Consider the following 22,730-nt stretch of genomic DNA (forward strand, 5'->3'; position numbering starts at 1 on the left):
CATACAAAGGGGCGTTTATTGTGAGCTCTCGGCACTCTCATTCATTACGCTTTATTCGATTTGCCGATCGGCCCGGGCATTTTCACGGGTATGACACACTAACAAGCATTTCGGATCATCATCGTCACCGAATACGTGGCAGAACATCGCCCCCAGAAGGAATGAGAGATCGGCACGTCCATTACTACGAAGGTACCACCACGTTTGATGATGGACATGTGCATCACTACAGGGGATGGACGAGTCCGCCTATTCCGTTGCCAGACGGAAGTCATTACCACGAGTTTTCAGGGCAAACCACTTATGATGACCGGCACACTCATTATTACCGGGGTGTAACCAGTGAGGCCCTATCTTAAGCGAAAAAGGCTGTCCTTCTCCGGAACAGCCTCTCTTCCTCTTCTTATTTTTCCAACACGGACGCCAATGGACAGTCCAATATATACAGGTTGCGATACCTTGGATTGTCCTCATACAACTGCTCATGTGTCCCTCGCATCGAGATGAGTCCCTGCTCTATAAAAATGACCTCGTCCATTTCCTCTACACCGCTCAAGTGGTGAGTCACCCAAATCAAGGTTTTCCCTTGTAAGACACGGAAGATCGTTGCCATCAAATCGCGTTCGGTCAACGGATCTAAACCCACTGTCGGCTCGTCAAGGAGAACAATCGGCTTGTTTTGCAGCAAAATACGGGCAAGGGCTATGCGCTGCCTTTCTCCGCCAGAAAAGCGAAGACCGGTTTCCTGCATCCGTGTTTGATAACTGTCCGGCAGGGATTCAATTAGCTGATCCAAACCGACTTGAGCTGTCACAGAACGCACTTCTTCATCGGACGCATTGGGTCGACCGAGCCTGAAGTTATTGGCTACAGTTGTGTCAAACAAATACGGCTGCTGATTCAATACGGAAAACAAACAAGCAGAAGCCTCCTCTGACTGGACAGGCTGCCCATTTATGGTCACCTGACCTGCCTCCGGCTGTATGGCACCTCGAATCAAGTTCAGTATCGTCGATTTACCCGCTCCGCTGCGACCGAGCAACGCCATTTTGCCCCCTTGAGCCACCTCAAAAGACACGTCCTGCACACTCCAACCGCTGGCTTGCGGGTAACGAAAATGAACATGATCGAGCTTCAAGCTGCCCCCAGCTTGATCAGGCACCTTTTCCTTCTGGACTTCCACAATGGATGGACGACCGCTCTCGATCTCCCGAAGCCGCCCCAGAGACTCCTTGTATTCTGGCATTCGCACAACTGCGTCAGAAATACGGGCAAACGCATCCATCAAAGGAAATGCGACCAGCCCAATCGCAGCAATCAACGTAACAGGAATCTGATTCGCAGCGGCAAGTCCGCCCGCCCAGATGACCAGTAAGACTATGGCTCCACCGATTGCACACTGCGACATCCACTGTATTCGCCATTCTCCGCGGCGAATGGCGTTTTCGATCTGGGAAGCTGTCATTTGCCGTCTTGTAAACGACTGGAGAAACTCCTGCGTACGACCACTGAGAATCCAGTCACTCATGCCAAAAACAGCATCAGTCAGCACTCTGTATGCGGCCTGTCTCTCCTGCTTGAACCGACGACTCTTGGCAATGGTTGACCATAAGACTACTGCCGGTGCAACAAACAGCAGAAAACCACAGTACAACGCCATCAAGAGCGCGAACATCCCGTCCATTCTCCCCAATGCCACAATACCTGCCCCGTAGAGGAGGACCGCCGAGACGGCTGGCAGCACAAAGCGCAGATAAACATTCTGTAGTTGCTCGATGTCATCCGCCAGTACACCAAGCAAATCTCCCGTACGAAAACGAGTGCGGAGAAGCTGCGCTTGCGGTTCGATGGCCTGGTACAATCGCACACGCATACGCGACAATACACGCAAAGCTGCATCGTGTCCGACCAAACGCTCCAGGTACTGAATGACTGCTTTGCTAAAGCCAAAAGCCCGGACAAGTACGATGGGAACATAGACCATTAAGACGTTTTCGGGCTTGAGTGCGGAGCGAGAAATCAGATACCCGGACGTATACAGCAGAGCACCCGCACATGCCACTGCCAAGGTTCCCAGCAAAGCCGCTGCAGCAATCTGCCAGAAAAACTGGCGAAAGTATGGAAAAAACCACCCCTGATTGCCTTCTCGCGCTTCCTTCATCCTTTCTCCCCCTTGGCACCAGCTGTCAACAACCGATAAAATACGCTTTTTTGTGCAACGAGCTGTTCAAAGGTGCCCGCTTCTACCAGTCGACCCCGATCGATTACCCAAATCCAATCCATGTCTCGCATCCAATGCAAACGATGCGTGGCCAAAAATACGCGCCTGTCCCCCAACACGGACAACATGGTCTGTTTGAGCTCCCATTCCGTTTCAATATCCAAGTGAGCGGTCGGCTCGTCGAGCAAAATCACTGGTCGGTTGCCAAGCAGCGCACGTCCCAACGCAACCCGCTGTGCCTGTCCGCCACTTAACATGCGCCCCCCTTCGCCAATGATTTCGTCACAGCCATTTGGCAAGCTGTCCACCAGCTCTCCCAGACCGACAGCACGAATCACCTGCTCCACCTGTTCCTGGGTCGCTTCCGGTTCATAGAAAAGAATGTTATCCGCCAACGATTGATTGAATAAATACGGATGCTGCGGAATGTAAGCGATTTGCCGCTGCCACTCCCGCTTCGCATTCCCCGTAATGGGTTGCCCATCTACGTGTATCACGCCAGCTTCGGGATCAGAAAAACCGCCTAGCACTCCGAGAAGGGTTGATTTTCCTGCCCCGCTCGCCCCTACAATGCCCACTCTTCTCATGTTGCTGCCCAGTTCCGCAGATATCTCACCCAGTACCTGTCTGCCATCCTCACCGACGACCCGAATATCGGACAAGGTAATCGTTCCATTCCATACACCTTTCAGAGACGTCTGACTATCTGATGCTTGTGGTTCCGCCTTATGATCATCAGTGGCGGCATGATAGATAATGGTACGAATCGTCCCTAGCGCTTCCTTTCCATCCAATGAGGCGTGGTAATCCGATCCAAGCATCCGTACTGGCAAAAAGTACTCCGGTGCAAGAATCAGGATGACCAATGCCGTTTCAAAGCCAAAGCTCCCTTCAATCAGCCGCAATCCAAGACCAACCGCCACAAACGCGACAGACAGCATGCTAAAGAAGTCGAGTGCCAAAGAAGACAAGAAGGCCACGCGCAACGTGCGCATCGTAGCGGATCGATATTGATCGCTCACTCTTCCTACAGTCTCCCCATGGTCTTTGCTGCGTCCCAAAAACCGGAGCGTCGCAAGCCCGCGAAGTGAATCGGTGAAATGATGGGACAGCATTCGATACGAACACCATTGCTTGTCTGCCTGCTTACGCGCCGCCAGACCGAGAACGATAAAAAATCCGATGAGAACTGGCATCGTCACCGTAAGGATCAGTCCAGAAATAACATCTTGCGTGTAGACAAATGCCAGAAGCGGAAACGTAACAAAAACCATATCCAGCGTACGCGGAACAGACAACTCCAGGTAGGTACGTACACGATCTACACCTTCCAGGACAAGCGTAACAAGCTTTCCGCTTCCTTCACTGGCTGCAAAACGTGGACCACGCTCGAACAATCGGGATAAAACTCGCCCTTGCAAAGACTCACTGGAGGCTTCAGCAAAACGACCAGCGATTTTCTTTTGCAGCCAAACGATGGTATGACGAGCGGCTATCATGACCAAAAACAGGGCAAGCGACTGATACGCCATCTGAACCGCTTGACCTTCAAACAAGATCGAGATCGACTTCGCCAAAAACACTGCCTGGCCGATAATCGCCGCACTTTGCAGGAGGGAAAGACCGGCTAGCAGCAGCATAACCGGTCGGATTCCTTGTAATCGGAACAATTCCTTGTCCATTAGTACTCCAAATGATCCTTTTCAGTGACTCGTTTGTGGAAAACGAAGTAGCTCCAAGCCTGATAGGCTAGCACGAACGGTAAAAGCACTGCTGCAACAATGGTCATTGCTTTTAACGTGTATGGACTCGAAGCTGCATTATAAAGGGTCAAATCAAACGCGCTATCAATCGTGCTGACCATCACCCGTGGGAACAAACCGATAAACATCGAGACGAATGTCAACAGGATCATCGCGCCTGTCATCCCGAAAGCCCAACCTTCCCTGCCTTGTCTCAGGTAGTGACGAGCCAGTACAAAGGCGATAACACCTAAGAGTGTGGCTGCTGTCAACAATACACCCTGACGTTCAAACAGATCGGTTACCATGAATGTCCACCCTACAAGCACTGCCATGAGAACCGCTTGCACAGGCAACAGCTTTGCTGCCAGTACACGTGATTTTTCACGCAGCTCGCCTACTATGCGCAGCGAGATAAAGTTCAGACCGTGCAGCAAGCATAGTCCTGTAACTGTCACACCTGCCCACAACGAGTATCCATTCACAATATCAGAGAAGTCCGCAGTCATTTCCATATTTTGATCAATCGGCACACCCTTCACCAGGCTGGCAAACACCATTCCAAACAACATCGGCGGTACAAAGCTTCCAATCAGAATCGCTGCGTCCCACGTCTTTTTCCAAGCCTCGCCTTTCCCTTTGCCTCTAAATTCAAATGCTACCCCTCGCCCAATCAACGCAAGCAGAATTAGCGTAAGCACGAGATAATAGCCGCTAAACATCGTGGAATACCACTCTGGGAACGCTGCGAACATCGCACCAGCGGCTGTAATCAGCCACACTTCATTGGCATCCCAGAACGGGCCAATCGTATTGATCAGAACCCGGGTTTGCAAATCATTTCGTGAGAGCAGGCGCGTCGCCATGCCGACACCAAAGTCGAAGCCTTCGAGAAAGAAAAATCCGGTAAACAGAACGGCAATGAGCAGGAACCACAGTTCATTAAGCTCCATAACGTTCACTCCTTACACGATCAAATGGATCTTGAAGCTGTACATTCTCTACTTCCTCATGACTATCCAATTCCGGCCCTTTTTTGGCCACACGAGCAAACAGATAAGCCAAGAGGCACAGCAGGATGAGATAAATCGTCGTGAAGGCGATGAGAGAGAACCATACCGCTCCTGTGCTAATGCTTGGGGAAACCGAATCTTCAACACGCAACAGACCGAATACCGTCCATGGCTGACGACCTACCTCCGTCATGATCCACCCAGCCGAGTTTGCGATGAATGGCAACGAGATACCCGCAACCATCAACTGCATGAACCGCTTGTTTGGCTGTTCCAGCTTTTTGCGCAAAGCGAGATATGCCCCGTACAAAGCCAGCAAAATCATGGCACTACCGCCCGCTACCATGATGCGGAAGCTCCAGAAGGTCGTCCGAACTGGGGGAATGTAGTTTCCTGGACCGTAAGTTTTCTCATACTCCGCCTGCAACTCCAACATGCCCGGGACAGAACCTGAAAGTGAGTTGTACGTCAGAACGCTAAGCAAATATGGAATTTTTATTTCAAAGCCGTTTTCTTGTTTTTCTGGATCAATCGTTGCAAAAACCGTCCAAGGAGCCGGGTCCGCGCTTGTTTCCCACAGCCCTTCACTCGCTGCCATTTTCATCGGTTGGGTAGCAACCAAATACTGTGCCTGACCATGACCAAATTGAGCTATAGCAACCGAGGAAACCAATGCTACCACGATCGCAATTTTGAAAGATTGCACAAAGAATGGAACATCTTGTTTTTTCAACAGCTTCCAAGCACTGATACCTGCTACCAGAAAGGCTCCTGTCGCAAATGCCGCAAATACGGTATGCGGGAATTCATATAGTAATTGTCCATTGGTAAGGAGAGCGAAGAAATCGACCATCTCTGCTCGTCCGTTATTAATAGCGAAGCCGACTGGCTGCTGCATGAACGAGTTGGCTGCAAGAATCCAAAGAGCCGAAAGAATCGTTCCAATGGATACGAGCCAAATACATGCGAGATGCACACCTTTGGACAAGCGATCCCAACCGAATACCCATAGTCCAATAAAAGTCGATTCGAGGAAGAATGCCAAGAGAGCCTCAATCGCTAGCGGTGTTCCAAATACGTCGCCGACGAATCGTGAGAAATCTGACCAGTTCATCCCAAATTGGAACTCCTGCATAATCCCTGTCACGATCCCGACAGCAAAATTTATGAGCAAAAAGGTTCCCCAAAACTTGGCCATTTTTTTGTACAAGTCATTCTTTTTTACCACATACATCGTTTCCATAATGGCTACTAATAAGGACAGCCCGATGGAAATCGGCACAAAAACAAAATGAAAGATCGTTGTTATCGCAAATTGAAGTCGTCCCAAATCCACTATATCCATGTACAAGATCCCTTTCTATTCGCGTTTTGGCCTTTATGTACCGGAATTATACCAGTGGGGAAATCCGCATTTATCACGACTTTGTGAAAAATATCACAAATATATGTGAAAAAATTCACAAATAATTCTCTCTCCTGTAACCCCCCTTTTCGCATTCACCTTCGTGAGAGAGTTTTTTGTTTTACCCTGTATATTTCCGGTCATGTGTAATTGTAGCAGGACTTTTGACCCTAGAGGGTGTCCGATTCGTTACATGATTTTTAACACTCTGTGACGGCACATACAAAAATGGGCCCCGTTACAAGGCCCATCATGAGTGGAATACCCAGATGATCCCCGACCTCGAAAAATCGAAGTCGGTGTGCCTGGGTACGTGGTTAAGTGACAACTGCTTATTTTTTGACGGATTTCGTTGACAAGGATTCGATGATGTTGCCGATAGTCGCAGCATCGAAGCTCTTCTCTGCCATCTGGTACAACTCGTACGTGAATCCTTCATGCTCCCAAATCACGATCCCGTTGGCGAAATACACCTTTTTCCCGCCAATGGTTTCGATCTTGACACCCTCTGTCGTGCTGATGCCGTTTTCACCACCGTTTGAAATCAGCAAGGAAATAAACTCTTTTCCTTTTTTATACTGAATCTCTACCATACTCTCGCCATGAACGACCGTGTTTTTATAGGAATAATTCTCTGACAACCATGTCGGTGCGGGAAAGTTCATTTTGCTGGCTGCGCGTGCTTCTTCCAATGTCATCTGTGGAGGGGCCTTGGGTTCTACAGGTATCTCGATTCCTTCGGTATTGGACTGTGTAGCAGGCTGTTCTTTATCGTATTGGGTAATTTCTATGTTCCCAACCTGAAAGCGTGCCAAGATCGTCTGGAGCATTTCTTGGGCAAACGATGTAGTCGAGAATGCACCTAACAGGCAAACAACAGCAACAGCACTAACTGAGACAGCTTTCCATTTATTCGTTTTCATAGAGATCCCGTCCTTTTTCCTATCATGTAATTGTATGTTTCCTGATTCCAATTTGAATTTCAGCCGATTGTATATTCTGGCTTTTGGAGTGGCGTCATCTAATTCCAGATCAGTAAGCAAGTCGGTGAGTTCACGAAAATCGTTTAGATCTTGCTCACTCTTCATAGCGGAAGCCCCCTTTTTGCAATTCCATTTGCAGCTTTTTCAAGCATCTGTAGAGAACGACGCCAATATTTGAACCACTGACACCAAGAAGTTCTGCAATTTCCGCGTTTTTAAGACCAGCCGCATATTTCATGGCGATGATATTGCGTTCCTTGTCACTCAGCTTGGCCAGTGCTTGAAATAAGGCTTGATGATTATCGTCGCGGATCACAATGTCCTCCGGTGACGACTTCGGCAAGACCAGATTCAGAATCGAATCCAATGAAAAGCTGATCCTTTTCTTCTGTAAGCGAAAGTAATCTGTTACTGCATTTCTGGCGATCGCAAACAACCAAACCTCAAAGTTTGATTTATCCGGCGAGAAGCTGCTGTATTTTGAAATCACCATTTCAAACACATGACTGCATATTTCTTCCGCTGTGTAGTGATTATTGATACGATAGCAAATATATTTGTAGACGCGCTTATAGTACGCACCATAAATTTGGGTAAAAGTTTCGGTCGACATGCTTTCCGCTTGCTTTTCGTGTTCTTCTTTATGGCAGATGCCTGTGTTCACTTGGGCAATCTCCAATTACTTCCCCTCCCTTCTGGATGGAATAAACAAATTGCGCAATTTGTTTGGTTGTGAGCCTCACGCTAGTTAATACGGCAAAAGTAGAATTGTATTAACAACCATTTTTAAAGAACGGAGGAAATGACATGTGGACACCCTATGAAGAAATAAGGAATCACCCCGCTGATTTTCCGAGTAAAATATCGATTTTACTCGGAAAATGAAGGCGGCAGAAAGGTGACACCGTTTCAAGGCTATCGAAGTGATTTTTCTTACGAGGGAGATGACATAAGCCTAACAGGCATCTTTGCCATCCATCCTGAATTTGAAGATGATCACGGAGAAATCATTTTACATAACACAAGCCCTGTTCCTACAGAAGGAACTGCACGCATGTGGATTCTTTTCCCCCACATGCGTAAAGAGGTCCACACAAAAAGAATGGAGCTTGGGGTGATCGGATATTTTATGGAAGGTTCGAGAAGAGTAGGAGTAGTCGAAGTAATAGAAATAGTTGGTTGCATTCCAATCCAGACTCGTAATCTTGGAGGGAACCATATAACTTGAGAAAAAGCAGGCTGTCAACGAATGACACCCTGCTTTTGGTTCTTTTATTTAGCCCAGTGCGGCGGACGCGTAAACAACGGTGGCAGCTTGGTGCTGGCATCACCCTTCGCCGCGTTGAGCTGAACCTGCGTGAGAAACAACGTTTCCGTCAAGTTCGCTCCACTCACATCTGTATCGCGAAAATCCGCACCAATGAGGTCGGCTCCCCGCAAATCCGCTCCCCTCAGATCAGCAGCAATCAAATAAGCCCCGCGTAATTGGGTGCCTCGTAAATCAGCGCCTTTGAGCTTGGCACCGATGAGATCAGCTCCTCGGCCATAGGATTTTCCTTGCTTGCCCCCTTTGTACTTGGCAACCGCGTCCTTGCGTACCAATTCACTTGTCTGTAGCAATAGTTCATTTACTTTTGCTCGATGAAGTGCGATGTCCAGCTTCAGGATATCCTCAGGACTCTGATCCGTCAGGCGCTGCGTCTCCTCCATTGCTTCCTTCAATGCAGGATGGAGCGGCTCGGCAGCTTGCTTGGTCAACGCATCCGTTATATACCAGAGCAGCTCGTGAAGCTGCCACATGATCGGAAATACTTCGTACATTTGCTTCGCTGATCCGGGTTCTTTCCGCCAATCTTGGCCGCCATAAGTGACTTGAGACACCTTTTGACCAGCTCCAAAGCAATCGTAGACCGTACAACCGCGAAAGCCGATGTCTCTCAGCTTTGTGTGAACACCGCACCGGAAGTCTGCCTGTAAGTTACTACAGGGCTTGCCTGCGTCTTTATTGATGGCAAAGTCAGAGGAAGCAGCAAAAGGCAATGCCACACAGCATAAGCCAAAGCAGCTTTCACAGTCACCTTGAAGATGACCGCGACTGTTATCGTTAGTCGATTGTATGTGTTCTTGATGCGTAGCCATATAAATGATCCTCCCGGAAAAAAACACGATTCTCTCGCGCGTGGCGAAAAGAATCGTGCTACTTTTATTAACCGTTTAATTGAATGCGATTTGAGATTCGATCAGGTAATTCCCGAAGACTTCGGCAAAGGCTTCTGCTGTATTATAGCCTTCTTCCAAGGTATTGTTCGTACCGCCGAATTCCAAAAGCAGGGCGCCCTCGGAAATGGACTGATTGTACACCCCGTTTCCTTGATTTGAACCTTTCAGGATAATCCCCCGCGACAATCCGGGATAAGAGGCTTCCAGACGGGCGTTCAGCTCTTCCGCCAGCTTTTTGTTCGCCAGATGGTTCGGGTTGGCTGTTCCGATTACAAACAGCATCCGGGAATAGGTTTTGCCATTGATCGTGATCGCTACCTTGCTGCGTGGCTCATCGCTGTCCCGATGAATATCGAAAATGTACTGCAAGTGCGGACTGGTTGCAGCCGCTGCCGCTACCGCCTTGTACGACTCGGTATAAGACATCGAGTAGCTTTTATTTTGTTCCCTCAATCTCTGAGCGAAATCGTCCTGGCTCGCCATTGCCGAAATGCCTCTTGCTTGGAGTAGTTCGCCCAGCCGTTTCCCAACAAGCGTGATGTTAATCTCTGGATCATCTACCGAGCTCCCTTGTTGGTTCCGTGCAACATTTCGCCAAGACTCACGGTTATGGGTGTGATAGATATACACTTTCTCGTTTCCAATCATCCCACTGTTGTACTCGTACGTTGCTCCTGTCGGTGGCAGAGTACCAGCTGGTTGAATCTTCTCTACGATCCACCCCGCGATGTAGGCAGTCGAATTGTCTGCCAGTCTGATGAGGTACCAGTCTCCTACTGTTTGCACAACCGGGAATACTTGTCCGGGTTGAACATTTCCAATTATGGCATGTTCGGTTGAGGGACCGTTGCGGATATTGGAATCAGGATTTTTGACACGAACCTGTAGTTCTTGTACAGAGGGCGGCGGTGTTGTTGGCAAAGTCGCTGGTACCCCCGGTGTTGAACTCGGCAGTGATGGAACTGTCCCCGTCTGTTCCATTGGTTTGAAAATATAGGCATAGGTACCGTTGAAGTTGATGGTATACCAACCATTTGCATATCCGTAATGGTTGATCGTCATCCCGCCATGGATTTGACCAATGACGGTACCAAGAATATCTGGCTGCGCATAAACTTCATAGCCTTCCGTCAATACGATTGTCCCTTGTTCAAATCCACTCCCTGTACTGGATGGGACTACAGGAGGGGGCGGTGCTGGAATTGTTGTCGGATCCGGGATTTGTGCTGGTACCTGTGGTGGTTTTGGTGGTGGTGGTGCCGCTGTCTCCGTCAAGTAATTGGCTTTCACCCAGCCGTTCTTTTGATCAGACAGCTTAATTTGTGCCCAATCCCCCTGCTTTCTCATTTGCAAAAACACACCGTTTTTGTCGATGATCTGCAAAATTTGTGCAGTGGCATTTGGTTCTGCCCGAACATTCAGCATATCCACATTGCTTTTGACATATTTGATCTGTGGAACTTCTATCATCTTCACATACTTATTATTGACCCATCCGGTATTGCCGTTCGGCAGCTTTACCTGGGTCCAATCTTTTTGCTGTTTGGTGATTGGCAACCGCGTCGCTTTTTTGAGGGTTGCGACGATCTGGGTAGTCGTACCTGGCTCGCTTCGAATATTTAACTGATCGACCGCCACTTCTACATGGGTGGCCGCTCGCGCAATGGACAGAGGCATCAGCAAAATCAGGAAGAAAACAGCTAGCAAGCTGACATTTACTCGTAAAAGCAAGTTCCTCGTTCCCCTCTGTTTTTCTCTTATTTTTGGAAAATCCAGCTAATAGAAAGAACTTCTCGATTCGTCCCCATATTCCTTCATGTTTTGACATCTTTTGCTGTCAAAACAGTAATAACGTCACGATTATTCTATCTCCTGAAAATATTGACGTTTTTGCTAGAAAAAAGTTACAGAAAAAAGGGATGAAGCGAAAAGCTTCACCCTTCTATTTCCTCCCTACCATTTCGCTGCCCAAGCTTCTATCTCCACTTTGAGCGAAGGGACTGCCAATGCCGGGACGTAAGACATGGTCATTGCTGGCGGTGTCCCCCCGTGGAACTTCTCCCATACCTGATTAAAATGTTTCCAATCCATTTTCTCGGTTGCCCATATATTGATTTTGATAATATGGTCCGCGCTAACTGATTCACTTTCAAAATTGCGCAGTATGTTCTGTAGCGTGTTTTCTACTTGTTCTTTCATATCTGTCGGCAACTCTCCATGAATGTCCATTCCTACCTGCCCAGAAAGCACGAGCAAATCGGCTCCTTTTGGAACGACCGTCAGATGTGTATAGGCTCCCATAGGCGGAGCAACTGATCCAGGATTTTTACGTTGAACCTGGGGCTTCACCTGGTCGGTTTGTTCTTCCTTGACGATCGCCAGTGTTTGATGATCTTCCCACCGACCATTGATTTTCACGTTTTTCTTGGCAATCCCTTCCTTGTGGAAACCAGCTTTTAGCAGCACCTTGATCGAACCTATATTATGCGGCATCACGCCTGCTTCCAAACGGTGAAGGCCTAATGTCTCGAAGGCATAGGCCACGACGAGTTTTACTGCTTCAGTCATGTAGCCTTTTCCATTATGCGCTTTGTCCAGGAAGTAACCGATCCAGCAGCTTTGCAGATTCTCCCTTACGACCTCCGAAAGGATCACTTCCCCAATGATTTCATCCTGTCCTTTTTTCACAATGACAAAAAAGTACCCTCTGTCCTCTTCTTTTAACGCCAACGCGCTCTTGATCCTGTCGATTTGTCCTTCCAGCGTGTAAAACGTCTCTTCTCTCGTCCCTGTGAAGTTTTGAAAGAAGTCTCTGTTTCTCATTTCAAGCGCCAAGAGGCTCTGTGCATCCGATTCTTGTACCAGTCTTACGTAAATGTTCTCTCCGTTTCCTTGCATACAATCCATCTCCCTTTCTCGAAATAAAAAAACACCACAGGAAATCCTGCGGTGCCCTAAAAAGAAAACCACAGGAATGCGACCTGTGGCGTTTTTCCACTGTACCCTGATGAATCCCACTACATCAAAGGATAGTCGCTATATCCGTTTTTGGACATACTTCTCCCGTGATGTAGCCAGATCAAAGAAAACAGCGGTGGAGTATCCAATTCCTTTTGGCAAGGACAGTAATGATCTTTTTTTCATGTGGATACCCTCCTTTCCACTGTTTTCTGTGCATACCATTTCGATATAGGGACGGTCGTAGCAACAACCGTTACATTTTTATCCATAAACTACTCCACAAGTATAGCGGCAAATGACATTCGTGGCAACAGCATCAGTGTCTCTTTTGGCAAGAGGAATAGATCCATTTTTTTGTGGAACAATGAAAGGAGAGAAGATTGTCACCATTCATAATCCGATTGCAAGAAAGAAGGGAGCTACCTGTATGACGATTCAACGTTTTGTTCGGGAGTCCCGCACGTTCAAGGCAAGCCATGTGCTGCCCCCGGATACGAACAATCACAATACGCTGTTCGGCGGCAGGCTGATGGCGCATATCGACGATGTTGCTGCGATCTCTGCCATGAAGCATGCCCGGGGGCCAGTTGTGACAGCCTCCACAGATTCCGTCGACTTTTTGCAGCCAATCCGGGTGGACAATGAGGTTGCACTCGAAGCCTTCGTCACTTGGACGCATAATACATCGATGGAGGTCTTCGTCAAAATTGTTGCGGAGGATTTGCTAACGGGCGTTCGATGCGTCTGTGCCACATCATTTCTCACGTTTGTAGCGATTGGCGAGGATGGGCGGCCTACCCCTGTACCCAAGGTCGTGCCGGAGACGGAAGAGGAAGTATTCCTGCATAATGGTGCTGACGAGCGAGCGGCGGCACGAAAAATCAGGCGGAAGGATAACAAGCATCTCGCGGATATGCTTGGAACGAGACGTCCGTGGGAGCCATTATTGAACACCCCGTAACGCCCAAAAGTCCCCTTACCTTTTACAGGCAGGGGACTTTTGGCTGTAACTGCCTAATTCCTTCGTGCCTCCAGCCACTAACTCTTTAGACAACGCTCAAGCGATAGTGAAGAAAGTCATCCGGTGTTTCCGACCTCATCTGATAGGGTTCGAATCCATTTTTCAGCAACACTTTTTGAGAGGAGATGTTATCCGGTGTTGTTTTCGCACAGATCATTCTGACATTCAAGTGGGGAGTATGCCCCTCCAAAAAGAGCTTCAGTGCCTGTGAAGCCACTCCTTTTCCAGCAGTAGCTTCCCCGACTCGATAGCCGAGATGTCCGATTCCTTCATCTTTTTCGATGTCTACCAAATTCATTCTGCCCAAAATGTCACCTTGGCTGTTTTTGATGAGGCCAAAAAACGAGATTCCTTGCGCCTGCTCGTCGAGCAAGGCTTGCAGACCTCGTAAAAAATGGTCATATTGGTAGTAAGCATCTCCCCGACTGGGAACCGATTTTTCAAAAAAGGCGCGATTGCGCACTTCAAATTGAAACAAGCTGGCTGCATCCTGTATGCTTAATTTTTCGACAGCAATCATCATGGGTACGTATCCTTTCTTGAATCGAGGTGGAATGAATATGGCAGTTGCTTATTTGGAAGAAGGCACGTTTATCGCCTTTATTGCCTTTACGATATTTTTCTTTGTCGCTTACAAGCTCGATCAGATTTCTTTTGTCTCGTTCATTGTATCCTTGGCGGTCTCGGCTTGCGTTCACGCTGCCTTCTATTGGTTAATTGTAAAATATTGGCCGTTTTTTTAATAGCGCAAAAAAGGCGCAGGATGGAACTCCCGCGCCTTTACGTTGATCTGCTCACAGCTTCGCTTCATAGGCTGCAAGCAATTGAGCTGCTTGCTTGTTGTACTGGTTGACCAAGCCTTGAATGGCTTTTTGCCACTCGGCTTGTGGGAGCGGCACTGGCAGTTGATTCGCCGGCTTGCCGTTCATGATCAGTGCTGTTGTGAGCATTTGCTGTTGTGCGTCACTGAGTGATGTCGTCGTTAACACCTTTGGCTTGAGCACTTTTTTTCCTTTCAGGGAACGCATGAGCTCTGTCATCAAGATGTGCTGATACTCCGCGTACAAATTCATCGTCATGTAGTAGCTCATTCCCTCTCGAAACGGTACAATTCCCCGCTTCTGTGCCCATTCCAATACCTGTGGCGTCGTCATCGCTTGACTAGTTTTGTCCGTCGCCATGAAATAAGCCACTCGGAACATATCTTCGTCGCTCATGACTGAACGATTCTCATCGGCTTTGATGATACCTTTGGACACCAATTCTGAAAGTACCGCCTGCTTACCTGCATCCTTCGGTAGATTCAAATAAAGCGCCAGGTTGGCAAAAAAATGGCTCTCGCTGTTGCCGCCAGCTGGCCAGCTATACGGTTTGCCGAAATCGATCAGCTCAAGTGGGCGTTGTCGCATTGTATCTGAGTAGGCCGTAAACGATTGGAACGTGATCAGACTATAGGAGACCACAGGTTTTTTCGTCAGGAATCTTGTCGCAAACTGCTCTTGCCCACCTTGATCGAGATAACCGAACTGGTCTTTGGTTGTGAATACATAAGGCGTCTGAACGTCTGCCTCGCTCCACACTTGTGGGAATACTTTGCTTGTTGGCAAAATCGCCTCGTATTTGGCCGCTGTCAGTACCTTTCCTTCCAGCGACATAAGGCCGTACAATCCCGTCTTCTTGTCCTGGTAGGCAATGGCACCCGTCTTGAGATCATATACGTGCATATACTTCATGGACTGATAATCGCCCGTGCTTAAGCGGAGCAACTGTGGTGAATAGACATCCCATCCTGTAGTTGACTGAATCAATACCCGATCAAAATAAGATTCCGTGTGAAAACCTTTCACGCTAGTGAGCTTGCTTACGAGCTGGTTCCCTTCTTGCGCCCATACATCCTGCGTGCCGTCCAACCGTGCTGTCATCACGATCTTTTGATTTTGTACTATCATTTGGTTTGCATCACGATACACAAAATCGCTCACGGCCTGGAGTTGCCCGTCATCGACCTTGATCATCGCCATTCCGACATTCCCCGCTCTCACACCCATCGTGTATACGGAATCAGCAACTTTGATCAAGGTAAGAGGCGGTCCGTCGTTGCCGGACTTCCACACCGCGACTTTGATCTCCGTAGTCAACAGCTTGCCATCAGGGGTATAAAGATCCGCCCAATCGTGATCCATTGCAACGATGAGATTGGTATCGGAATCCATGTAAACAGATTGGTAGAGCTTGCTGATTGGTTGGTTCGTCTTGCGGTCCACAATCATCTCGCCTTTTCCCGGCTCATACTTTTTCGTCAAATCATCGGACAACGTATTGGGATTGACAGCTTCTATTTGTTTCCCATTGATGCTGTATCGCAGCACCCTTCCATCCGGCTCTGTTACCAGCACCTCCCCCGTTACTCCCTCGTGGCGAATGATTCGATTCTCAACAGGAGACAGGATCAAGCCTTCATCTTCAGAATAAAGTCCGATTTTGTTTCCGTCCTTAATGCTAAGCATGCTGTAGCTGCCCAAGGTCACATACGAGTCGAACCAAAAATCTGGCTCCTTGACATCTTTTCCCCAGCCTGGGAGGATCGCTTTTTTCCCATCGCTGCGGACCAGCAAGCGCGCCGCTGGCGGACCTTCTGCCCGCGGATACGCAAAGGGGATGACCGTCCCTCCCCCGACTTGGAGGACACCGTACAGATTTGTTTTCGGGTCCTGTCCCAGCACGTAGCTGCCATGCAAGTACTGGGCTCCTTTTTTCAATGGATGCGACGTACCTTTGGACTTGGAATGATACGTGATGACATCTCCAGAAACCGTGTAGTACACATCCGGATTGTTATGCTCGAACCCGACTTCTTTGTAAATGGGCTCTGCCAGCATCCGTCCGTCCTTCCACAGCCCTTGTCCCTTGGGGCCGATCACCTGAAAGTATCCATTGTTCCAAATATAGAGCGCATTGTATTTCGGCTCGAGTACGTACTTGCCATTGCGATCAATCAAGCCTTCTTTTCCACCGGATCGCACCTTGAGATATGCAGTGTCAGGACCGCCTTCGTTTGGAATCAATTCTGCTTTTGGCAGTGCAAACAGCTTTTTGCCGGAAGCAGGATCGTACATGATGAGCTCTTTGGGAGTAGTCGCGACGAAATAACGCTTTTTCTCCGCCTCTTTATTTTCCGTCTGATCAGGAGCAACGAGTTGTACCATCGACAGCTTGCCTGCAACTGGCGGAATCAGCACCTTTCCATCTACATGGATCACCATCGATGATTTTCCTAAGAACATAATCGCTGTCCCTTGCTCATTGGATAAATAATACGGATGCGCCCCAGCAAACTTCATGGTCGACAGCTTGTTCGTCTTCAAATCGATATATTGGAACCAGCCGCCTTTTTGAACAATCGCAATATTTTTGGACTCCGGAATGTCAATATAATCCCAAATCGCGGTAGTTATTTCTTTCCCTGTCCGCGCGTCGAGAATTCCTTTTTTACCGCCCTTTGTTACGATCATGTTTTTGGAAGATCGCTCAAAATCATCATAAATGGCCTGTGTGACCAGCTTGTTACCGTCCGTAAAACCGATCTTATAGTCTGTTATATACGGCTGAATTTGGGAAAACGTAGCCGCATGAACAGAAGAAGTCCACGCACTTGCCCCGAGTATGAGCGCCGTAACCAGACTCACGGTTCTTGTTTTTATACTCATTGGTGATTAGCCTCCCTTGGCGAACATTCCCTTCCTTTGACGCTTCGTAGGGCGAAATAGTTTCGCTACACTTTTTCAAGCAACTGGAACCTTTTCTTTCCCTCCACTCGCTTTTAAGCGTGCTATAATTGTTCACACCGACGCAGTATAATCATCGTATACGGATGGGAGTGCTAAAAAGAGCACTTGGAAAGGATGTTCCCATGAATTTCTTTGCTGCCGCCTTGCAAAAGCCGGATGTAAGACGATTTGGGATTTTAGCGTTGTTTTGTTTGTTGCTTTACTCCTTGGGAAGTATGCTGAACATGGTTTTGCTGACCTTTTTAGTTACCTATTTAATGAATCGGCTGCATCAATACCTCACGCGTCTCACACACAAAGTCGCGCCGATCCATCCCAAGCTGATTCTCATTTTTCTCTATATGTTGTTGACGTTCTTTCTCGTTGTGGGTGGGATGAAAGCCATTCCGGCTCTGATTCATCAAACCGGACAATTGTTCCATTCCATCGAGCAAGTGTACCACCAAAATCAGGACAATGAGTTTGCCCCCTATCTTATGTCTATTGTTGGGAAGCTTGATATGAAGGGCATTGTTCAAGGCAGCCTTGATTTTCTCGCAGTAGTCAGAAATGTTGGGTTCAATGTCTTTCTGGCGATTATTTTGAGCCTGTTTTTCCTGCTCGGCAAAAACAATGTGGTTACGTTTACTGCTCAATTCCGCACGAGCAAATTATCCTGGCTATACAACGAAATCGCCTACTTTAGCCAAAAATTTATCCTGACCTTTGGCAAAGTAATCGAAACACAGCTGCTGATCGCCTTATTTAATACGACCTTCACCGTCATCGGTCTATGGATCATGGGCTTTCCGAATCTATTGGGACTCGCAATCATGGTCTTCATACTGGGGCTCATCCCGGTTGCAGGTGTCGCCATTTCACTGATTCCGCTCAGTGCCATCGCCTTTAGTGTCGGTGGTCTGGCAACTGTCATCTATTTGCTCATTTTCATCATGGTGATTCACGCGCTTGAAGCCTATGTGTTGAATCCTCGGTTGATGGCAACGAAGACTCACTTGCCGATTTTCTACACATTTGTCGTTCTGATCTTTTCCGAGCATTTCTTTGGAGTATGGGGTTTGATTGTCGGGATTCCGTCCTTTGTTTTCTTGCTGGACATCTTGGAAGTGAAGAAAATGGAACAGCCCCCAACCAAAAATAAAACCGTCCCAAAAGATGTACGAGATGTACCAGTCAACACGTGACGGATAGACATAGAGAAGGAGCCCTCGTGAAAAGGGCTCCTTTTGCCTTTACTTGCCTTCAAACCATTTGATTAAAGCTTGCGTGCCGCTATCTGCATCGCCGTTTGCTGCCAGTTCTTCATAAAGCGATTTGGAGAGTGCGAGTCCTGGTGTCATCAGCCCCATTTCCTCTGCTGCTTCCAATGCGATTCCCATGTCCTTGATAAAATGTTTGACGTAAAAGCCAGGGGCGAAGTTGCCCGCGATCATGCGTGGCGCCAGATTCGACAGCGACCAGCTGCCCGCGGCACCCGCTGCAATGCTCGTCAGCACTTTCTCCGGGTCCAGACCTGCTTTTTTCGCATACGCGATCGCTTCACATACACCAATCATGTTCGTCGCAATGCAAATCTGGTTGCACATTTTGGTATGCTGACCTGCACCTGGACCGCCCTGCAGCACGACGTTTGTCCCCATGATCCTAAACACAGGCTCCATCGCATCAAATACTTCCTGATCGCCACCAACCATGATGGTCAGTCGCGCTTCACGTGCGCCCACATCTCCACCGGAGACTGGAGCATCCAGGGAATGCAGCTCGTGCTTTTTGGCTTCCTCATAAATATTTTTCGCCAGCGACGGCTTCGATGTCGTCATATCGATCAAATAAGTGCCTGGCTTCGCATTTGCCACAATTCCGTCCGCACCGAGATACACTTCCTCAACATCGGATGGGTAGCCGACCATTGTGATGATGACGTTTGCCTCTTTTGCCAGCTCACTGATCTGTTCCTTCCAGATCGCACCGGCTGCCAGCAAGTCTGCTGCTTTTTCCTTTGTCCGCGTGTATACCAGCACTGTATATCCTGCTTGCAGAAAATGGTTTGCCATGCTTTTCCCCATGACACCCGTTCCTACAAATCCAATGATTCTTTCACTTACAGGCAAAGTCATGTGAACCACTCCTTCGTTTCTCTCTTTTCTATTATCTCGACAGTTGTACTTCTCGAATCTATCCGAATATTCCTGCTACGCGTCTTTTGTGTTTATATGGAAAAAAGGACATATGTCCTTTTTTTTCGCACGCAAATACCTTTTACTAAAGAGGGTATAACCTGCAAGCAAACGAGCAGGAGGCTTGATACATGAAGGAACTTCACGACCGCACCCTTTTGCATACGCTGGTGCAAAACAGTCCCTTGCCCGATATTTTTGATGCCGCTACTTTCCATGAAATGCGCCTGTATCAGGCTGAGAAGGGTGATATCCTCTGTTCGAAGGGCGATCAGCTTCACCATATGTTCTTCATTTTGAAGGGAAAAATCAAAACTTTCACGACGCTTCCTAATGGAAAATCGTTGTTGCTGCGCTTTAACAATCCACTCGCGATTATCGGAGACGAGCTGTTGGGTACTAGCTACCGACATTTGAACCGGGTCATCCGCAAGCTTTGCGCAGCATCCGTGATCGAACGCAAAAAAAGCGCACTGATTATCACAAATCGAGAAAAAATCAGTGAGCTTGCGAGCGGAAACATCTATGAGTAATCAACCATATAGGAGGTCATATTGTGCAAGGCATTCTCTTTTCGTTACTCGCTGGCGTTTTTATTTGTCTGCAAAGCGTGTTCAACGCGCAAGCCAGTACAAAGCTCGGACTGTGGCAAACCAATGCGATTGTTCATGCAGTAGGCTTTCTTGTATCGTTCTCGATCTTTCTCTACGTTCGTGATGGCGATTGGAAAAGCATCGGGGAAGTGAACAAAGTATATTTGCTTGGAGGCGTTTTCGGGGCGCTGATCGTTTTTAGTGTGATGAAAGGCATTACGTCCATCGGGCCTGCATATGCCGTATCGATTCTGCTCATCTCCCAATTGCTCGTCGCTCTGCTCATTGATTCACTCGGCCTGTTCGGTGTGCAGAAGGTCCCGATCACCTTGAACAAGATCATCGGAATCGGCATCATGATCGCAGGCGTAGTCGTTTTCAAACTCAAATAAAGGAGGAGGGCATTATCGCCCTCCTCTACAGAATCAATTGCTCCGGATTCAGCCCCAGCAGCGCCTCATGCACAAACCTTCCGTCTTTTCGAATGAGTACATCGTCAAACCAGATTTCGCCGCCACCGTATTCCGGACGCTGAATGCAGATCAGGTCCCAATGAATCGCGCTGCGGTTGCCGTTATCCGCCTGATCATAGGCACGACCCGGTGTGAGATGGAAGCTGCCAGCGATTTTTTCATCAAACAAAGTATCGCCCATCGGGTGCAAAATATACGGGTTAAACGCAATGGCGAATTCACCGATGTAGCGTGCCCCCTCATCCGTGTCCAATATTTCTATGAGCTTGTCTGTATGGTTCGCGTACGCCTCGACAATCTTTCCCTCCCGAAAAGTAAACCGGACGTTTTCAAACGTTGTTCCTTTGAAGTTGCTGGGCGTATTGTAGCTGATCGTCCCGTGAATCGAATCGCGCACGGGAGAGGTATACACTTCGCCATCGGGAATGTTTCGTTTGCCTACCGCTGTCCGCGTACCAATTCCTTTGATCGAAAACGTCAGGTCTGTCCCTGGTCCGACGATGCGCACCTTGTCCGTTTTGTCCATGAGATCGTACAACGGTTGGCACGCTTCGGCCATTTTCCGATAATCGAGTGAACATACATTGAAATAAAAATCTTCAAATGCTTCTGTCGTCATGTTGGCCTTTTGAGCAAGGGCCGAGGTTGGGTAGTTAATGCGCAGTCCTGTAATTTGATTGTCGACATAATGGAAAATAGAATCATACGCTTCTGCGTACAAGCGGTATTTTTCCTGCGGAACATCCTTCATCTCACTGTCATTTGTCTCGCCATGAATGCCGATATAGCCTTGTATGCCAAACCACAAGTCCTTTTCCCACTGAACGGTCTGGGCAAGCTGCTCATCCGTTACCCCTTTCAACCATTCCCGCTGGACCTTCGGCCGTACAAAGCGCAGGTGGGGATATGCTCCCTTCGCATACAGCCGCTTCACCAATTCCATTGCCAGCGCTTCTCCTTCATCCACGACCATGATCATAATATGCTGCTTAGCTTGCACATCCAGGCTGTACGAAATTAAGTTGTCTGCTATTTTTCCTAATCTTTCATCTCGCATCGCGCTCGCGTCCTTTCCAGATTTTTATTACTCTTCCAGCATACCGCGCGTTTGTCAGAGGAATATCATCTAAAAACAAGTGATCTCCACACTGTTGTGGCGGGAGAAGCCCTACCACATGTTTTCCAGTCGCCTATATCCTCTCTTCGTTCGGGCGGTCTCCTTCCAAACATGTGGCAGGGCTTTCGTACAGCAGTAAATTCCTTCGTGTTATTAAAACATTTTGCAAGTTAACGCAAGGAAGCTTGTGAAAGCCAATTCAGTTGAAATAGAACATCTTAGAACCTCTTTCAACGAATGAACGAATAGCTACGTAGGAAGAAGCGAATTTCCAGTCCAAGCGCCTCTGGAGCCCAACCTAGCGTAGGTATAAATGGCGGGGAATTTAAGGCTTCACTTATGAAATACTTCCTCGAAACTTCTACGTTTGAAGCGCTCCCGCCATTTATTCCGAAGCGGACAGTCTTACCTCCCCTTGCAGGGCGGAGGCCGAAGCGCAGACTGGAAATTCGCTTCTTCCTCCCACTACGGCTCCTGCAAAAAGTAAAAAGCGATGCTAATGCACCGCTTCTCCATGATTCACTTTCCTAACCGCTTGTGCTGGACATCCTCCACACGCTGACTGATCCGGGCAAGTACAAAGGAAATGATGACCGAGAATATCACAATGCCGTAAAATCCGGCTCCGATCCCTATGCCAATCCCTCCAGCGAAAAAGATCATGGCTGCGGAGGTCAGTCCTTTTACTTTCAAGCCGTCCTTCAAGATGACGCCTGCTCCCAAAAAGCCAAGACCTGTGACAATCTGTGCAGCCAAGCGCATCGGGTCCATCATCGTTCCGTTGCCAGGCGCACTGTATAGCTTTGTGCTGTAAATAGAAACCAGTGTAATCAGCGTGCAGGCTACGGACACGTACATATACGTTTTCAGCCCGGCAGGCTTGTTTCTGTGCGAGCGATCCCACCCGATGAACAAACCGAGAATCGCGCTCACCACTACCCGCACATACATTTCCAAGTCATACTGCACATACAACCAGTGTAGAGTCTCCATCCTCGTCACCTTCTTATAGCGAT

Annotated in this window: 21 protein-coding genes; 7 read left to right on the forward strand and 14 right to left on the reverse strand. The window is 48.2% G+C overall.

The window, feature by feature from the left end; genetic code table 11:
* Positions 1 to 20 precede the first annotated feature (20 nt).
* Complete coding sequence (locus M3630_RS21590; RefSeq protein ID WP_251253463.1) at positions 21 to 359, forward strand: YmaF family protein; 339 nt, start codon at positions 21 to 23, stop codon at positions 357 to 359.
* A gap of 44 nt (positions 360 to 403) precedes the next feature.
* On the opposite strand, the gene cydC is transcribed toward M3630_RS21590, so the two are convergent.
* The 6 genes from cydC to M3630_RS21620 all read right to left on the reverse strand — a co-directional run bounded on the left by cydC (position 404) and on the right by M3630_RS21620 (position 8,043).
* Entirely contained in the window at positions 404 to 2,161 is a 1,758-nt protein-coding gene (gene cydC / locus M3630_RS21595; RefSeq protein WP_251253464.1) for a thiol reductant ABC exporter subunit CydC, read from the reverse strand.
* Positions 2,158 to 3,903 (reverse strand): thiol reductant ABC exporter subunit CydD, encoded by a 1,746-nt coding sequence (gene cydD / locus M3630_RS21600; protein ID WP_251253465.1) that lies wholly within the window; start codon positions 3,901 to 3,903, stop codon positions 2,158 to 2,160. The genes cydC and cydD overlap by 4 nt, the downstream gene beginning before the upstream one ends.
* Positions 3,903 to 4,916 (reverse strand): cytochrome d ubiquinol oxidase subunit II, encoded by a 1,014-nt coding sequence (gene cydB, locus M3630_RS21605; protein WP_251253466.1) that lies wholly within the window; start codon positions 4,914 to 4,916, stop codon positions 3,903 to 3,905. Before cydB ends, cydD begins: the two co-directional genes overlap by 1 nt.
* Positions 4,906 to 6,321: a cytochrome ubiquinol oxidase subunit I gene (locus M3630_RS21610; RefSeq protein WP_251253467.1), complete on the reverse strand. Its 1,416-nt coding sequence runs from the start codon at positions 6,319 to 6,321 to the stop codon at positions 4,906 to 4,908. Before M3630_RS21610 ends, cydB begins: the two co-directional genes overlap by 11 nt.
* A gap of 392 nt (positions 6,322 to 6,713) precedes the next feature.
* Positions 6,714 to 7,469, reverse strand: a complete 756-nt coding sequence (locus tag M3630_RS21615) for a hypothetical protein (RefSeq protein WP_251253468.1) — start codon at positions 7,467 to 7,469, stop codon at positions 6,714 to 6,716.
* Positions 7,459 to 8,043 (reverse strand): sigma-70 family RNA polymerase sigma factor, encoded by a 585-nt coding sequence (locus M3630_RS21620; protein WP_232774633.1) that lies wholly within the window; start codon positions 8,041 to 8,043, stop codon positions 7,459 to 7,461. The genes M3630_RS21615 and M3630_RS21620 overlap by 11 nt, the downstream gene beginning before the upstream one ends.
* A 219-nt stretch (positions 8,044 to 8,262) precedes the next feature.
* Between M3630_RS21620 and M3630_RS21625 the strand changes: the two genes are divergently transcribed.
* Complete coding sequence (locus tag M3630_RS21625) at positions 8,263 to 8,592, forward strand: hypothetical protein (protein ID WP_251253469.1); 330 nt, start codon at positions 8,263 to 8,265, stop codon at positions 8,590 to 8,592.
* Between the two features lie 44 nt (positions 8,593 to 8,636).
* Here the strand turns inward: M3630_RS21625 and M3630_RS21630 are convergent, their stop codons facing one another.
* From M3630_RS21630 to M3630_RS21640, 3 genes are all read right to left on the reverse strand, one after another.
* Complete coding sequence (locus tag M3630_RS21630) at positions 8,637 to 9,503, reverse strand: pentapeptide repeat-containing protein (protein WP_251253470.1); 867 nt, start codon at positions 9,501 to 9,503, stop codon at positions 8,637 to 8,639.
* A 75-nt stretch (positions 9,504 to 9,578) separates the two neighbouring features.
* Positions 9,579 to 11,315 carry a stage II sporulation protein P gene (gene spoIIP / locus M3630_RS21635; RefSeq protein ID WP_251253471.1) on the reverse strand — a complete coding sequence of 579 codons (1,737 nt, stop codon included), beginning with the start codon at positions 11,313 to 11,315 and terminating at the stop codon, positions 9,579 to 9,581.
* A gap of 222 nt (positions 11,316 to 11,537) precedes the next feature.
* Positions 11,538 to 12,482 carry a GNAT family N-acetyltransferase gene (locus M3630_RS21640; protein WP_251253472.1) on the reverse strand — a complete coding sequence of 315 codons (945 nt, stop codon included), beginning with the start codon at positions 12,480 to 12,482 and terminating at the stop codon, positions 11,538 to 11,540.
* 490 nt (positions 12,483 to 12,972) lie between these two features.
* Here M3630_RS21640 and M3630_RS21645 point away from each other — a divergent pair, with 490 nt between their 5' ends.
* Positions 12,973 to 13,506, forward strand: a complete 534-nt coding sequence (locus M3630_RS21645) for an acyl-CoA thioesterase (RefSeq protein ID WP_221867989.1) — start codon at positions 12,973 to 12,975, stop codon at positions 13,504 to 13,506.
* 85 nt (positions 13,507 to 13,591) lie between these two features.
* Here the strand turns inward: M3630_RS21645 and M3630_RS21650 are convergent, their stop codons facing one another.
* Positions 13,592 to 14,089, reverse strand: coding sequence for a GNAT family N-acetyltransferase (locus M3630_RS21650; RefSeq protein ID WP_251253473.1), 498 nt, complete (start codon positions 14,087 to 14,089; stop codon positions 13,592 to 13,594).
* A 37-nt stretch (positions 14,090 to 14,126) separates the two neighbouring features.
* Between M3630_RS21650 and M3630_RS21655 the strand changes: the two genes are divergently transcribed.
* On the forward strand, positions 14,127 to 14,309 hold the full coding sequence (locus M3630_RS21655; RefSeq protein WP_016740334.1) for a hypothetical protein: 183 nt from the start codon (positions 14,127 to 14,129) through the stop codon (positions 14,307 to 14,309).
* A gap of 51 nt (positions 14,310 to 14,360) precedes the next feature.
* Here M3630_RS21655 and M3630_RS21660 read toward each other — a convergent pair whose 3' ends face one another.
* Positions 14,361 to 17,273: a WG repeat-containing protein gene (locus M3630_RS21660; protein WP_251253474.1), complete on the reverse strand. Its 2,913-nt coding sequence runs from the start codon at positions 17,271 to 17,273 to the stop codon at positions 14,361 to 14,363.
* A gap of 203 nt (positions 17,274 to 17,476) precedes the next feature.
* On the opposite strand from M3630_RS21660, the gene M3630_RS21665 reads away from it, so the two are divergent.
* Positions 17,477 to 18,538, forward strand: a complete 1,062-nt coding sequence (locus tag M3630_RS21665) for an AI-2E family transporter (protein WP_251253475.1) — start codon at positions 17,477 to 17,479, stop codon at positions 18,536 to 18,538.
* Between the two features lie 48 nt (positions 18,539 to 18,586).
* Here the strand turns inward: M3630_RS21665 and M3630_RS21670 are convergent, their stop codons facing one another.
* Positions 18,587 to 19,471 carry an NAD(P)-dependent oxidoreductase gene (locus M3630_RS21670; protein ID WP_251253476.1) on the reverse strand — a complete coding sequence of 295 codons (885 nt, stop codon included), beginning with the start codon at positions 19,469 to 19,471 and terminating at the stop codon, positions 18,587 to 18,589.
* 191 nt (positions 19,472 to 19,662) lie between these two features.
* Between M3630_RS21670 and M3630_RS21675 the strand changes: the two genes are divergently transcribed.
* Positions 19,663 to 20,064 carry a cyclic nucleotide-binding domain-containing protein gene (locus tag M3630_RS21675; protein ID WP_251253477.1) on the forward strand — a complete coding sequence of 134 codons (402 nt, stop codon included), beginning with the start codon at positions 19,663 to 19,665 and terminating at the stop codon, positions 20,062 to 20,064.
* Between the two features lie 23 nt (positions 20,065 to 20,087).
* A complete protein-coding gene (locus tag M3630_RS21680; RefSeq protein ID WP_251253478.1) occupies positions 20,088 to 20,516 on the forward strand; it encodes a DMT family transporter in 429 nt (142 codons plus the stop codon).
* 25 nt (positions 20,517 to 20,541) lie between these two features.
* Here M3630_RS21680 and M3630_RS21685 read toward each other — a convergent pair whose 3' ends face one another.
* Together M3630_RS21685 and M3630_RS21690 are read right to left on the reverse strand one after the other, a co-directional pair.
* Positions 20,542 to 21,654 (reverse strand): aminopeptidase, encoded by a 1,113-nt coding sequence (locus tag M3630_RS21685; RefSeq protein ID WP_173610202.1) that lies wholly within the window; start codon positions 21,652 to 21,654, stop codon positions 20,542 to 20,544.
* A 579-nt stretch (positions 21,655 to 22,233) separates the two neighbouring features.
* Positions 22,234 to 22,707, reverse strand: a complete 474-nt coding sequence (locus tag M3630_RS21690) for an MgtC/SapB family protein (RefSeq protein WP_173610201.1) — start codon at positions 22,705 to 22,707, stop codon at positions 22,234 to 22,236.
* Positions 22,708 to 22,730 lie beyond the last annotated feature (23 nt).

The sequence above is a fragment of the Brevibacillus sp. MER 51 genome (genome assembly GCF_023714195.1).
GTDB lineage: Bacteria > Bacillota > Bacilli > Brevibacillales > Brevibacillaceae > Brevibacillus.